Here is a 13,951-nt window from a genome sequence, read left to right on the forward strand (position 1 = left end):
TAAAAAAGTCAGGTTATGAAAAAGATGAAATTTCTGACCCCGGTGCTGGCCCTTGCGGCACTGGCATTCGTCGGCTGCAGCAGCGACGATAACAAGGATGTGGCGCCGGCGGCAACCCGTCTTGAACTCAAGAATCCGGCTCAGGTGGCCCTCACCTTCCCGGCTACGCGCCAGAAGCAGACGATCGAGATCTTGACCGATGCCGCGGTTTCGGAGATCCGGGTTTCGCAAGTCAAGGCTTCGGCCGACGAGGCCGATGCCGGCTGGTGCATCGTGAAGGTGGAGAGTGCCTCGGAGATCTCGGTCGAGGCCTGCGACAACAACGGGACGGCATTCCGCACGGCCACGTATGCCATCCAGGCGGGGTCGCTCACGCCGGTTGAGTTTACCGTGAAGCAGGACTTCATCGAGCCGGAGAATACCGAAATGTCGATTTCGTTGGCTGCGGATTCGTATGGCTCCTATACGTTCATGGCACCGGCCGCAGGCGGTGACGTGCCGATAACAACGGTGACCACTACGGCCCATCAGTGGACGGCCGTATTCTGCGACTGGAGAGGTGATCCGGTTGAAAATGAGGAAGACCTCCCGGCCTATTGCACGATCAAGACCCCTTCGGGCGCAAGCGGCGAGGCGTTGATTCTCACTTTCCAGCCCAATGCGGCATCTTCGATGCAGAGTGGTGCGATGGTCAAGATTTCGTCGGGGAATGCGGAGCCCTTCGTGATCCATGTCAATCAGGATATGCCTCTGGCGACATGGGCGACCGTTATGGATGCGGATTGTACCGAGGTGTATCAGTCTCCCCATGCAGTCTCGTTCCAGAAGGATGCATCCACAGCCTCCAAGTTGGTGTTTGGTGTGGTAGCCGATGGTAGCTGTGAGGTGAAGTTTGTCGAGGTCGGCACGACGACCGAAGTTTCGGAGCCGTGGCTTGACTCCCAGTATCGTGGTGTAGATGGGACCTGGACTGTTTATCCCTCTTCGGCGAATGAGACCGGTTCGGACCGTTCGCTGGATGTCCTGCTGACGGGTCAGAACGGAGTCGAGCTCTTCCGTCTGAAGGTGACGCAGGCCGGGGCCTGATGGCTGGACGCAATGCATGAAAAAACGGGACGAACCTCTGGGGATCGTCCCGTTTTTGTTGTCAGCCCTCCGAGGCGACCTCAGCAGCCCGGGAGGTGAGCTCTTCCCGGACAGCGGCTTCAGAGCAGCAGCAGGAAGAGGATCGGAATGGCAATGCCGGCCGCCAGACAAACGTCTCTCCATGCACGGCGTAACCTGCATGGAGGAGCTCAAACTCCCCATGCTGCTCTATGCCTACACCGGCCGGCAGCGTTACCTCGACCTGGATGGCCTGCCGTCCCGTTGAATTTTATATTGTTTCATAACTATTTGTATTATAGTCTTTTAATATTCATACGAATGGATATTGATCTTTCCTGTTTTAGGCATTTTTCATAAATGCGGACACGGTGCGGACACGGATTTGTTGCTGTATTCAAATATCAATCATATACTTGCAAAGCATCAAATGGTGAGTCTATGGCAAAAGTCACGTATGTATTGGTTCAGGGAGAGAACAGTGCCGGGGAGTCTCAGGTCAATTTTCGGGTTTACATTTCGCGGGAACTGCGTTTGCGTGTACCGTCGGGCATCTGGATCGACCGCAAACGCTGGGGCAAGAAGAACGACATCAACGTTCCGAATATCCCGGGCGAGGAGCGGAACGCTCTGCTGTCCAAGCGGGCGAAACTGAAAGAGCTGGTCGACGTGATCGAGCACACGATTGAGGCAACCGATGATAAATCGACCGTTACGCGGGAGTGGCTTGAAAAGTTGATCCGTCGAACGATCCGTTCAAGCAGTATAAGATCGCGGAGATCGTTTACGGCACTCCGGTCTATATTACGACCGAGGAGCGGAAACAGTTGGCCGAGGCGGACATGGGGGATGACAAGCAGCTGGAGACGCAGCGCGATATCTTTGTCTTTCAGTGCATGATCGGCTGCCGGGTGAGCGACCTTTACAAGATGACCTATGCCAATATCATCGGGGACTGCATTGAATATGTTCCCCGCAAAACCCGTGACGACCGGGTGGTGACGGTCTTGGTGCCGTTGATCGATGCGGCGTTCGTTTGATTGTGGCGAGTGTCCTTGTCTTTTTCCTCATCGTGTTGTTCTGCGTCATGGTTTCGCGAGGCTTTCCGTTCTGGATGGCCCTTGTGTTGCTTGTCCCCGCGGGGCTTTGCGTGGCAGGACTCTACTATTTCAGTATGGGTACTTCGGCGGACCTCTCGGAGCGTTTCTTCCGTCGTTTCCGTCGTGAGCAGCCCAAACCGGAGGAGATCTCTACCGTGGAAGAGGAATTGGAAAGAGTCGCAGTCGATGCGACGGATGAGAAGAGCTTGGATTCGACCGTCGCGATCTCCGAAGTGATTCCCGGCGATCCGGCCCCGGAGACACAAATTCTCGAAAATGCACTTTCGACGGTCTACACCTATACGGATCAAATCCTGGGTGAAGCCCTTGATGAGTCGAATCGGTTGATTTTACGGCGTCGGCTGCTTTATCTGGCCTGCATGGCAGCGATTCCGGAGTCGGTTCCTCAGGTCCGGCTCCGGGGCGATCGGATCGGTTACGGCATTGAGTATATCCAACAATAGGAGCGGAATCTTTCTCTGTCGATATTCCCTGCACCGATGAGGTGCAGGGATTTTTTGTTTGGCTTGTGTGCGATTGCAATAGCCTGTAAAATAGCTATTTATGAAATTGTTTCCCGGTGCAACGGCAGTGATTTGATTGCAAAAACAGGTGCAGGGGAGGCACCTGCTATATTCGCTGCCGAACCTGCTGTTGGGTTCGATAAAAGATCGAGTTATGGACCTGAAACAATTGTATGAAATGGGCGGTGATGTGCATGTCACCGTCCGTCTGGAGGATCTCCGGCAATGGCATCGGGAGTTGACAGCCGTCGCTCCGTCGCCCTTGGCCTCACCAGCCTTGCCGCAAACGGGCGAACTGTACACGCGCAAGCAGACCATTGCCTTGTTGGGAGTCGACTCCTCTACGCTTTGGCGCTGGGCAAAGAGCGGCTATCTTGTTCCCGTGGAGTATGGCGGGCAGCGTCGTTATCGTGTGGCGGATGTGCAACAAATCCTGAAAGGAGGCCGCCATGACCGCTAAACGAGAGGAGATCGGCGCGGTCTATCTGCGCGTGGGGATGACCATCTACAAGCGGGTTCAGCAGCCGTTGAGCAGCGGCCGGAGCATCGAGACCCTTCTGGCGTGGAATGTCGAGACCCTGCGCCAGGATTTCGGAAAGGATTACCTGGCCCGCATTCCGAAGTACGACGGATTCTGCACGGTTCCCGACCACACGAACTACCTGCGGGAGATCCACGGCTTTCTGAACCGCTACGAACCGATTCCCTTCCAGTCGGCCGAAGGGGATTTCCCGCACATCCGCGGCTTCCTGTCGCACATCTTCGGCGAGCAGGTCGAGATGGGGTATGACTATTTGCAGCTGCTCTACTTGCGGCCTCTGCAGCGGCTGCCTGTTCTGCTGCTGGTCTCCAGCGAGCGCAATTCCGTGCTGATCGAGGCGGCGGAGACCCGCTACTGGGTGCGGCGTATCCCGCCACTGACGCACGACGACCAGCAGCTGCTTGCCCGGATGCAGACTGAAATCCCGGGGCTGCTGTTCTTTCTGCAACAACGCACGCTCTCGACCCGCGAGGAGAGCAAGACGGCACGGATCTATACCGTCACACGGAAACTGCTTGATGAACTGCTGAACGACGTCTCCGGCCTGTAAGATTGTTGGAAGCGAAGGATATTCGGCTTATTCTCTGTTTCTTACATCTCTTACAAATCCTCTTACAAAATCTTACAACGCTTACGGACTTACGGGGCCACCCGCCGTGTAAGAACGTTGTAAGACGACAACCTTTTCTTTCACTGCGTTTTACGCGGTTTTCTCAACAAACTTACGGAAAAATGAATACCACCCCATATTCGCCCCGGATCCCCATCCGGGAGTATCTTGCCCGCCGCGGCATTCTGCCCCGGTACGAACGAAACGGCTACGGCATGTATCTCTCGCCCCTGCGCGAGGAGCGCACGCCGAGCTTCAAGGTGAACTACCAGAAGGATCTCTGGTATGACTTCGGGATCGGTGAGGGCGGCACGCTCCTCGCGCTCATCATGCGCCTGGAGCGATGCAGTCGCAGCGAAGCCTTCGAGCACCTGCAGCACGCGGCCGAAGGTACCGTCAGCCTCCTGGCCTCCCGTATCTGCGAGCGATATGCCGTGCCGACCGAGAGCCCGCATTCCCAACCGGCGCTCCGTATCCTCTCGGATGCTCCTCTGCGCCATCCGGCCCTGCTCGGATATCTTGCCTCACGCGGCATTGTGTCCGGGATTGCATCGGCGTATTGTCGGGAGGTACGCTATCAGGTCCGCAACCACTGCTTTTTCGCCATCGGCTTCCGGAATGACTGCGGAGGCTGGGAGCTGCGGTCCGAACGCTTCAAGGGAAGCTCTTCGCCCAAACATATCACCACTTTCGATAACCGTTCCGACACGGTGATCGCTTTCGAGGGATTTATGGATTTCCTCGCTTATCTTTCGCTAAAACATCCCGAACGACTGCGCATCGACGCCGCGGTGCTGAACTCGGTGGTCAACCTGCCGAAGGCGCTCCCTTTCCTCGAACGGCATCCGACGATCCATGCCTTTCTGGATAACGACGAAGCGGGACGTCGTACCCTCGCCGAACTGACCCGTCGGTGTCCCCGCAGCCAGGTGATCGACCATGCGCATCTCTATCGTGATTACAAGGATCTCAACGACTTTTGGATCGCCAGCAAACGGCTTCGGAATGATTCGGAAGAGACAAAGACCAAATCCCGAAAACCGCAATTACGACCCAAGGGAGGAATGAAGGTTTAAGGGATGCAAGTTTGTGTTTTTGTCAGCCAAAAACCGGCCGCAAGGCCCTATCCCGATGGTCTCAACTCAAAAAATCCAATCCATGAACACACCGAAGAAAGGGGGGCCGTCCGCCTTTGGGACGCGCCCGAAAACAGGAGTACCGCATCACCCTGCGGTGCAACACCGCCTGCAACTTCAAGCTCCGCGCCCTGGCCCGTGCGGGAGATGGTCGAGGATTTCGAGGATCAGGCGCGCCTCAATCCCCGCCTGCAACAGAACGTCGGACATATCTCCCTGTCGTTTTCGCCGGAGGATGCCCCGAAGCTCACCGATGAGCGGATGACACAGATTGCAAAGGAATACATGCAGCGCATGGGGATTGTCGACACGTAGTTTCTGTTGGTGCGGCACCTCGACCAGCCCCATCCCCATTGCCATTTGGTCTACAATCGCGTAGGTGATCACGGGCAGACCATCTCCGACCGCAACATCAAGCTCCGCAATGCGAAGGTGTGTCGCGAGCTGACCGAACGCTTCGGGCTGCATCTGGCTCCGGGCAAGGAGGCACTCGACGAGCAGGCGCGGCTGAAAGCCAAGGAGGCGGAGCAACTCAAACGCGACGCCGCCAAACTCAAAAACAAGTAGTCCTTCCCTTTCTGACGCAAAAATAAGCCGCCGGGCGGACCGCGCAAGGTCAGGACGAGTTACCACAGGCAAACCTTGCGCAAAGTCCCTCCGGCTGCTTTGGCTTGTCGCTACCAAACGGGAAGGGCGAACTATAGGGAAAAGCATAAGATACATATTGGTTCTTTTCAGGATTTTTCGCTACCTTTATTAGTCGTATTCATATGATTTGAAATCTCAAATGGTCTGATGATGGAATCAAAATATTACAAATATATTTTTGCAATCATTCTCGTTGCTCCTATTGCTGTAAATATAATACTATTCTGCACCAATCCGTTACCATGGTTAATTCCCATAGTTGGGGAATCCAGCGATTGGATTGGCTTTTGGGGCAGTTATGCCGGTGCCATTATCGGAGGGTTAATTACTCTTTTCGTATTACACTATACGATAAAAGAGAGCTCCAAAGTCAGAAATATACAAGTAAAAACCATTAAATACACACAACAACAAACATGGCTGGAGAATTTGCGGAAACAATTGATTGAAAATCGCTAATTAATTAGATTATGAACGTAAAAAGATTATTAATTCTCGCTATATTTTCCCTAATTCCCATCTGTTTGTTTTCTCAAACAACTGTTGCTCCTAATGGGAAAAAGGTGCCTATTGTGGTTTACTCTCCATTTAATTTTTATGGGCGCCTTATGGATGCACTTCAGTGCACTCCAGCGCAGGATTATTATGTAGTGACAGAGGATAAAGCTTATCTTTATGATAATCGTATTGGACCGGGATACTATCAAGGAGAATATAGTGACAGGCAATTAAGAGAGACTAAGATATTAAATATCTCGAATTTTAGGAATACGATTCTATCTAATGACAGTTGCTTTTTCTTTTCTCCGACTCCAAGTCGAAAATACAACAATGACTACTTAGGTATTAAACGAGGAGAGGCTCTTTCGTTTATAGATATTAATGGGGTCGAGTATGCATCGTTAGAGGAATTATTAACGAAGATTTATAACGCTAAATCTTTGGATGTTTTTTTTGATGCATATTTATCTGAGGTCAAAAATGCTTTATATCGAAGAGGAACCTATAATATGCTATATCTAATACGTGACGAAGATCAAGCCAAATCAATATTGAAGGACAACTATGATTTTATTTATTTCTACAATCATAATGTTGATTTAGCCATAGAGAATTTTGTTAATTATTTAAACGCTATAATTACTAACGAAGCTGTCAATAAAAAACTAAAAGGAGAGTTGAAAGAATTTTTTGATGAACAACCTAAATTACAATCATTTAATAAAGCATTTAGAGACTATGTAAACAATAATGATGAAGATCGTATATATTTGATGCTTGTGGATATTTCTCCTATCTTGAAAAGTAATTTAACAAGTCAAGAGTATGAAAGTTTTTATAAAAAACAGCTTATAGATAAGAATAAAACTATTGCGGCTTATAATTATCTGGCAAAAAAATATCATAAAGAAATCTATCAGGATCGTATTCCAGGCTGGGATCCAAACTACAACACAATTGTCGATTACCTAACAAAAAATGTATTGTTTTCCATAGAATAGGTATTTGCTGCAATAAAGCGAACGGCGCGACAGAAGGGCGGCTCTCGACGAGCAGGCGCGGCTGAAAGCCCAGGAGGCGAAGCAGCTTAAACGTGACGCAGCGAAGTTAAAAAACAAGTAGCCCTTCCCTTTCTGCCGCAAAGAAATGAACAGTCTTGAACAGGTGTAAATTATGACAGCAGAACCACAGGCAAACGGAATGTTGATAATAAACTTTTGCAAATACAACAATAATCCATATTACTTTCATAATTATGTGGCTATTTCAAACAAATTCAATTGTGGCTGAACATATATATCCTGCAACGTACGATTAAATCGATGGCACATCTCCAATTATAATTATAGACCGTGCATGCGATGTCCATAAATCAATATTTAACCATCTATAATTTATTAACAATAAACAACATACAGAATACTGCACATACAATTCGCTTTAATTCCGCCAATAGGTTAACTTTATAACAATGAGATAATTCATCCTGATTTTTTACCGGGCATGCACGAGTTTATGAAATTATTCTTTATATTTGCAAAAACTGTATGCCTTATGAATTGCCGCTTTTTTGCCATATTGATGGTTTGCATCCTGCTTGTCGGACAATCTCCTGCCTGGGCAAAAAAACGCTCTAAAAAGAAAGACAAAACCGAACAATCCGAGGCTCAGAAACCAAAAGCATCGAAATACACCAAAACTTTCTCAGCCGAAAAGGGGTGCGTAACGGCTCAGGGATCTTTTCTGACGTTGCATAAGGTTAACGGAAAACTCTATGTCGAAATTCCGCGCCAATTCCTCGGTCGTGAATTGTTGATCGCCGCAACCGTAACCGGAACCAGCGATACAGATGTGGCTACCATCGGATACAAGGCCCGCGCCCCGTTCCACGGCCGTTTCGTCGAGCGCGACAGCTCGATCTTCCTCGAACGGATTGCCGTGCTGCCGGATCTGGACGTGCCCGATTCAACGAACAACCGGAATCTTCCACTGACGAATCTTGCTCCGACCGTGTGGGGCGAAAAAATATTTTGCGAATCGGACGACAAACGACATGTAGTCTTCGATGCCTCGTCGCTCTTCCGAAGTCTCGACGACCTCTCGCCGTTGGGAACCCGGTCGTCCATGGGGCTGAGCATCAAGTCCAGTATCAAGTCCGACCGGTGCACTTTCGACGTCCTCAAGGCATTCGACGATAACGTCTCGATAAAATCAACCCTCTCCTATTCGGTCACCACCTCGTTCCTCGGGCTGCTCACCGTTCTGCGCGATGCTCCCGTCAACGTGCAGGCAACCCACTCCATTCTGTTGCTCCCCGAGCAGAAGATGAGGCCCCGCCTGGCCGACAGCCGCATCGGTACGTTCCTGACCAATCGCCAAAGCCTTAACGCCGACGCCGACAAGATCGGAACCTATTCGGTGGTTAACCGCTGGCGTCTCGAACCGCGCGACTCTGCGGCATGGCAGCGCGGGGAACTCTCCGAACCCGTCAAGCCGATCGTCTTCTACCTCGACGATGCCTTCCCCGCCGTATGGCGCGAGGCCGCCCGCCGCGGCATCCTGCGCTGGAACAAGGCCTTCGAAGCCATCGGATTCAAGGATGCGGTCCGTGTGGAGATGTTTCCAAAGGACGATCCCGAATTCGATCCCGACAACCTGAAATACTCCTGCGTACGTTACGTCCCGACGGCCGTCAGCAACGCCATGGGCCCCTCGTGGGTCGACCCCTCGACGGGCGAGATCATCAATGCCTCGGTGATCGTCTACAACGATGTGGCCAAGCTGATCAACAACTGGCGCTTCTGCCAGACGGCCCAGGTCGATGAACGGGTTCGTGCCGTGCGCATGCCCGACGACGTGATGATGGAGTCGCTCGAGTATGTCCTCGCCCATGAGGTGGGCCACTGTCTGGGATTCATGCACAACATGGCCGCTTCAGCCGCCTATCCGGTTGATTCGCTCCGCAGCGCCACGTTCACCAGACGGTATGGGACCACCCCTTCGATCATGGACTATGCCCGCTTCAACTACGTCGCTCAGCCCGGGGACAAGGGCGTAAGTCTGACCCCACCGGATCTCGGCGTCTACGACTATTATTTGGTCCAGTACGCCTACCGACCTATCCCCGAGGCCCGGACGATGAAGGAGGAGCAGCCCGTGCTGGAGAGGTGGATCAAAGAGCATGCCGGAGATCCGCTCTATCGTTACGGCCGACAGCAAGTTTCGTTCCGTTGCGACCCCTCAGCCATTGAGGAAGATTTGGGCGACGATCCCCTTCGGGCCTCCGATTACGGTGTGGCCAATCTGAAATACATCCTTGCGAATCTCGATGGCTGGATCCCGGATGCCGAGGATGCCGACTACCAGCACCGGGAGGAGCTCTATGGAGCTCTATTGAAACAATATGACCGTTATGTGCAGGCTGTCCTGCTCAATATCGGAGGGATCATGCTTTATGACGGGACGGATCAGCCCCGGGTGGTGGCCGTCGATGCCGAACGTCAGCGGCAAGCGGTTCATTGGGTGCTCGACCGTCTGGCCGACAGCGACTGGATCGATCATACGCCGGTCGGGGAGCGGCAGTCGCTGCATGTGGACAATCAGTCGGAATTCGTCTCCGAAACCTTCGATGATCTGCTCGACAAACTCAAGTCTGTCGTGTTGGCATCTCATGTTGCCCGAGACGGAGCCTATATGCCCGAGGAGTTTCTCGGAACGATTTACGACCGGGTGTGGAAGCCTTCCCGTAGCAACAAGTCTCTCACTGCAGCCGAGCGCATGATGCAAAGCCGTTTTGTAGAGGCCTGCATCTCGGCTTTTGCGCCGAAGAGCGTTTCTTCGTCCGGCAGCAAGTCGCTGACTGCCGCGACTGCCTATCGTCCCTCCGTCCATCAGTTCGTCCTGTTTGAAGAGACGCCTCTGCCCGAAGCGTTGTTGATGCAGGCTGTCGACACCTATGGTTGGGATGCTGTCGGGCAGCGCATGTTCGGAAAGGCCGGATACAACTGGCAGAAACGGGTCAACATACGGACCATTGACGAAACACCGTCCCTCTGGTACGAAATGGCCCAACAGAGCGAAAAGCTCCTCGTCCGGAAGACAGCCATGGCCAATGCAGCCGATCGGGCCCATTACAACCTGCTGCTGTACCGCCTGCGAAAAGCGCTTGCCAATGATTAATCACACAGAGCGCCAGTTTTTCATGCATGTTTGAGGGAGTCAGTCTGCAATAGGATCGTCAAGGTCAACAGTATTTGCCATTACGACTCCTTGCCCGGGGAAGAACCTTCTCGAAAAAACGTCTGGCGGAAATTAAAGTGCAGATTTAATATATTTACTGATTTCTCTCGTTAAGATTTTCAGAGAATTAGTGATATATTTATATTGTTCTGCATTTCAATACAAGACGCCATAATGGACGCTTACGATCCATAAGGTCAAGAGCGTTTTTTCAACATAAATGAAATTAAAACGCAAAACATACGCATTTATTGTCACGACATGCGTTTTTTTATCTTTTTCTGGTGCATTTGTTCTTATTTTTTGCGTATTTTTGTTAGACAAACGGTTGGGAGTTACAGTCACATGACCCCGATTCCTCGATAGCAACCCGAATTTTTATAATATGAAAGGCGCTTTTATTGTTTCCCACACAGGGTTTCGCCGTATCTTGAGGCGTACCATTTTATTAATGTGTGCCTTGACAATCGCCGACGCTTCTCTGGCAGGGGGGGGGAATTCAACCCCTTATTCAGGTAACTACAGATTAGCATCGTCAGAGGCACAATCCACATCCCAAAGTGCGACAACCCGCGAAATCAGCGGACAGATCTTCGACGCACAAGGCATTCCTTTGATCGGTGCAACGGTGATGATCAAAGGCACCTCGAAGGGAATTCACACAGATACGGACGGAAAATTCACATTGACGATCCCCAACACGGGCAAGGTCGTCATTCTTGTGGTCTCCTACGTCGGGATGAAACCCCGCGAAATCGGAATCACCACTCAGGAAACAATCAAAATCAAGCTTGAACCCGATACAGAAATCGACGAGGTTGTCGTAACGGGTTATGGCGTCGTGCAACGCCGTGAGGACCTGGTTGGTAGCGCTTATCAGGTAAGTTCCAAAAAACTTGAATTGATGCCTGTAAGCCGAGTGGACAACTTGCTCGACGGCATGGTACCAGGTATGCAGGTATCTAAAGGATTCAACAATAGCGATGAAAGCATGCGCGCACGCCTGACCGTACGCATTCGTGGCGATGCATCTCTCAGTGCTTCGAATGAGCCACTGTGGGTCGTAGACGGAGCCCCCATATACACGGGAGGAATCACCGGACTGAGCATCGGAACCGAGTACACAATCAGTCCCCTTTCGTTCATAAACCCAAACGATATCGAGTCAATCACGGTGTTGAAGGATGCCTCGACCACAGCCCTCTACGGTGCCGACGGCGCCAACGGCGTAATTCTCATCACCACCAAGAAAGGCCGTATGGAGAAGACCAATATCAACGTCAGCTTCAAATACGGCGTCGCATTCGCCAACGAGAGTACCCGTTACAAGATGCTCAACGCTTCGCAATACATGGAATATGCCCAGGAAGCGTGGGTTAACGCCGGTTATCCAATTTCAGCCTTCCCCTATCAGGACAGCGAGTACAACAGCTACTCCACAACCGACACCCAATGGCATAAGCTCTATCTCGATACGGGTCAAACCTTTCAGGTGGACCTGAGCGCCAGCGGCGGCACCAAGCGGATGAAAAACTATATCTCAGCAGGTTACTACAGTGAAGATATGATCCTGAAGGGCAACAAGCAGCAGCGTATCTCACTGCGTTCCAATTCGACCTACACATTCTTCGATGGACTCGAAGCAACGCTGATCTTGAGCGGAACATACAATATCAACGATACATTTCCATCGACGCGCAATTACTACGAAACGCTACCAATCTTCTCACCATATGAGAACGACGGACATACTTACCGATTGTACAACTATTACAGTAGGGATTCGTTCTTCGAATACAAACCGACTCAGGTGAAATTCACCTCCAACGATCTGCCGGAACGTGACCAGAACGACAACCGACAACGGGCGCTGAACGCCAGCATAAACGCTTCACTCAAATGGGAACCAATCAAGGGGCTTTCAGCTACTACACAGTTCGTTTCCAACTATATTGGGACCTACGAGGCGTTATACTATGCCCGCACTAACTTGTCGGGATACTATGCAAACGAACCGTCCGGCATTTCGCGACGGAGTGGCGTCTTCAACCTGAATTGGGCAAGCGTCAATCGCATCAATTTCGATCGCGAATTTGGGAAGCATCGAATCGGAGCCTTGGCCGGCATTGAATTCAAGCATGAGGAAGGTCGTAATCTCTACGTATCCGGGTATGATTTCATTAACGACCAAATCAAAGAGATCGCGTATGTCCCCTCGGCCAATATCAGCGGATCAAGCAATACCACCTATTCCCGGTCTCTTTCCTATTTGGGACAGGTGTCCTATGCCTTCGACAACCGTTATTACATGACGGTGAATGCACGGCGTCAGGGTTTCTCCGCTTTCGGCGAATATTCCCGTTGGGCAACGTTCGCTTCGGTAGGTATCGGTTGGAGCATCCATAATGAAAAGTTTTTTAGGAGCAATATCTTCGACACCCTGAAACTCAAGGCTTCATACGGTACCAGCGGAAACTCGCGCGTTGACACATCGTCGGCCTACGGCACTTATTCCCTATCGTCGAGCTACTCCTACCAAGGAAATATCGGCGCCAAACAAAGTGCAGTATCCAATCCGGGACTGACGTGGGAGACGACCTACATGACCAATGTGGGACTCAGCGTCGGACTTTGCAAACGCGTGATGGTAGACTTTGAATTCTATAACAACGTCACAACAGACATGTTGACTGAAAGCCGTGTATCGTCAATCATCTCTGAGGACGCTGTCATGCGTAATGTCGGTAAGATGCGCAACCGGGGTTATGAGATCACCATCACCTCGGCAAACATCGTCCACAAAGATTTCTCCTGGCAAACCGAACTGAACATCGCTCACAATCAGAATAAAATTCTGAGCCTCTATGAAGGAATCACTAAGAGTTTTGGAGAGCGCGTCTGGGAAGTGGGGCGCGCCAAAAATGAATGGAGCCTGATCCGTTGGGCCGGCATCGACCCTGCAGACGGACGGCCCATGTGGTACGACAAACGCGGCAATATCACCAAAGTCTACAACTACGACAACCGAGTTTCGGATGGGCGGACGCCCAATCCGGATGTTTTCGGCAGCATGACCAATATCCTGCGATGGAAAGAGTTCTCGCTGCGATTCATGCTGAACTACACAATCGGGGGCTGGCAATACACCGCTCTGGACCGTTACACCTTAAATTCGGGATATGACATCATTGAATCCAATGCACCGCTTGAAGCATTGAACCATTGGACGGCCCCGGGAGAATTGGCCACCAGCCCCCGCATCGCCTACAAAAATGATATGAAAGCAACCTCATACACCGACCGTTTCCTGCATCGTATGACTAACATCCGCCTGCAAAACATCGCTCTGACTTACTCCTTTCCCAAACGACTGTGCAAGAAACTGCGAATGGAGGCGATGAGCATTTCTTTGGTCGGCGACAACGTCTACCTTTGGACTCCCGATCAAAAGCGCGGGAAAAACAGCTATAAAACAATCATGAATTCCGGATACCCGATGACCACAACCTATTCGGCCAATCTCTCTATAACCTTCTGAGATTCGAATC

General features: G+C 51.2%; 10 protein-coding genes and 2 pseudogenes. All 12 read left to right on the top strand.

Features of this window, described 5'->3' with window-relative positions:
* The first annotated feature begins 15 nt into the window (after nt 1-15).
* The 12 genes and pseudogenes from B5E60_RS04095 to B5E60_RS04150 all read left to right on the top strand — a co-directional run bounded on the left by B5E60_RS04095 (nt 16) and on the right by B5E60_RS04150 (nt 13,941).
* Entirely contained in the window at nt 16-1,086 is a 1,071-nt protein-coding gene (locus tag B5E60_RS04095) for a BACON domain-containing protein (RefSeq protein ID WP_087309617.1), read from the top strand.
* Between the two features lie 845 nt (nt 1,087-1,931).
* Complete coding sequence (locus B5E60_RS14170; protein WP_239403222.1) at nt 1,932-2,144, top strand: hypothetical protein; 213 nt, start codon at nt 1,932-1,934, stop codon at nt 2,142-2,144.
* Entirely contained in the window at nt 2,141-2,668 is a 528-nt protein-coding gene (locus B5E60_RS04110) for a hypothetical protein (RefSeq protein ID WP_204246441.1), read from the top strand. Before B5E60_RS14170 ends, B5E60_RS04110 begins: the two co-directional genes overlap by 4 nt.
* Before the next feature lie 214 nt (nt 2,669-2,882).
* Nucleotides 2,883-3,188, top strand: coding sequence for a helix-turn-helix domain-containing protein (locus B5E60_RS04115; RefSeq protein ID WP_087309804.1), 306 nt, complete (start codon nt 2,883-2,885; stop codon nt 3,186-3,188).
* The gene (locus tag B5E60_RS04120) at nt 3,178-3,819 is read left to right on the top strand and encodes a hypothetical protein (protein WP_087309621.1); all 642 of its coding nucleotides are present in this window, start codon (nt 3,178-3,180) and stop codon (nt 3,817-3,819) included. The genes B5E60_RS04115 and B5E60_RS04120 overlap by 11 nt, the downstream gene beginning before the upstream one ends.
* A 182-nt stretch (nt 3,820-4,001) precedes the next feature.
* Entirely contained in the window at nt 4,002-4,955 is a 954-nt protein-coding gene (locus tag B5E60_RS04125; protein WP_087309623.1) for a toprim domain-containing protein, read from the top strand.
* 207 nt (nt 4,956-5,162) lie between these two features.
* A pseudogene (locus B5E60_RS14175) lies at nt 5,163-5,552 on the top strand (relaxase/mobilization nuclease domain-containing protein); the annotation flags it as partial.
* A 258-nt stretch (nt 5,553-5,810) separates the two neighbouring features.
* A complete protein-coding gene (locus B5E60_RS04135; RefSeq protein ID WP_087309625.1) occupies nt 5,811-6,122 on the top strand; it encodes a hypothetical protein in 312 nt (103 codons plus the stop codon).
* 11 nt (nt 6,123-6,133) lie between these two features.
* Complete coding sequence (locus B5E60_RS13705; RefSeq protein WP_143260654.1) at nt 6,134-7,165, top strand: hypothetical protein; 1,032 nt, start codon at nt 6,134-6,136, stop codon at nt 7,163-7,165.
* A gap of 580 nt (nt 7,166-7,745) precedes the next feature.
* Nucleotides 7,746-7,991, top strand: a pseudogene (locus B5E60_RS14415) (DUF5118 domain-containing protein); the annotation flags it as partial.
* Nucleotides 7,992-8,015: 24 nt separating this feature from the next.
* Complete coding sequence (locus tag B5E60_RS04145; RefSeq protein ID WP_446697993.1) at nt 8,016-10,343, top strand: zinc-dependent metalloprotease; 2,328 nt, start codon at nt 8,016-8,018, stop codon at nt 10,341-10,343.
* Nucleotides 10,344-10,788: 445 nt separating this feature from the next.
* Nucleotides 10,789-13,941 carry a SusC/RagA family TonB-linked outer membrane protein gene (locus tag B5E60_RS04150; protein WP_087309631.1) on the top strand — a complete coding sequence of 1,051 codons (3,153 nt, stop codon included), beginning with the start codon at nt 10,789-10,791 and terminating at the stop codon, nt 13,939-13,941.
* The last annotated feature ends 10 nt before the right edge of the window (nt 13,942-13,951 follow it).

The sequence above is a fragment of the Alistipes sp. An116 genome, assembly GCF_002161005.1.
Taxonomy (GTDB): Bacteria; Bacteroidota; Bacteroidia; order Bacteroidales; family Rikenellaceae; genus Alistipes; species Alistipes megaguti.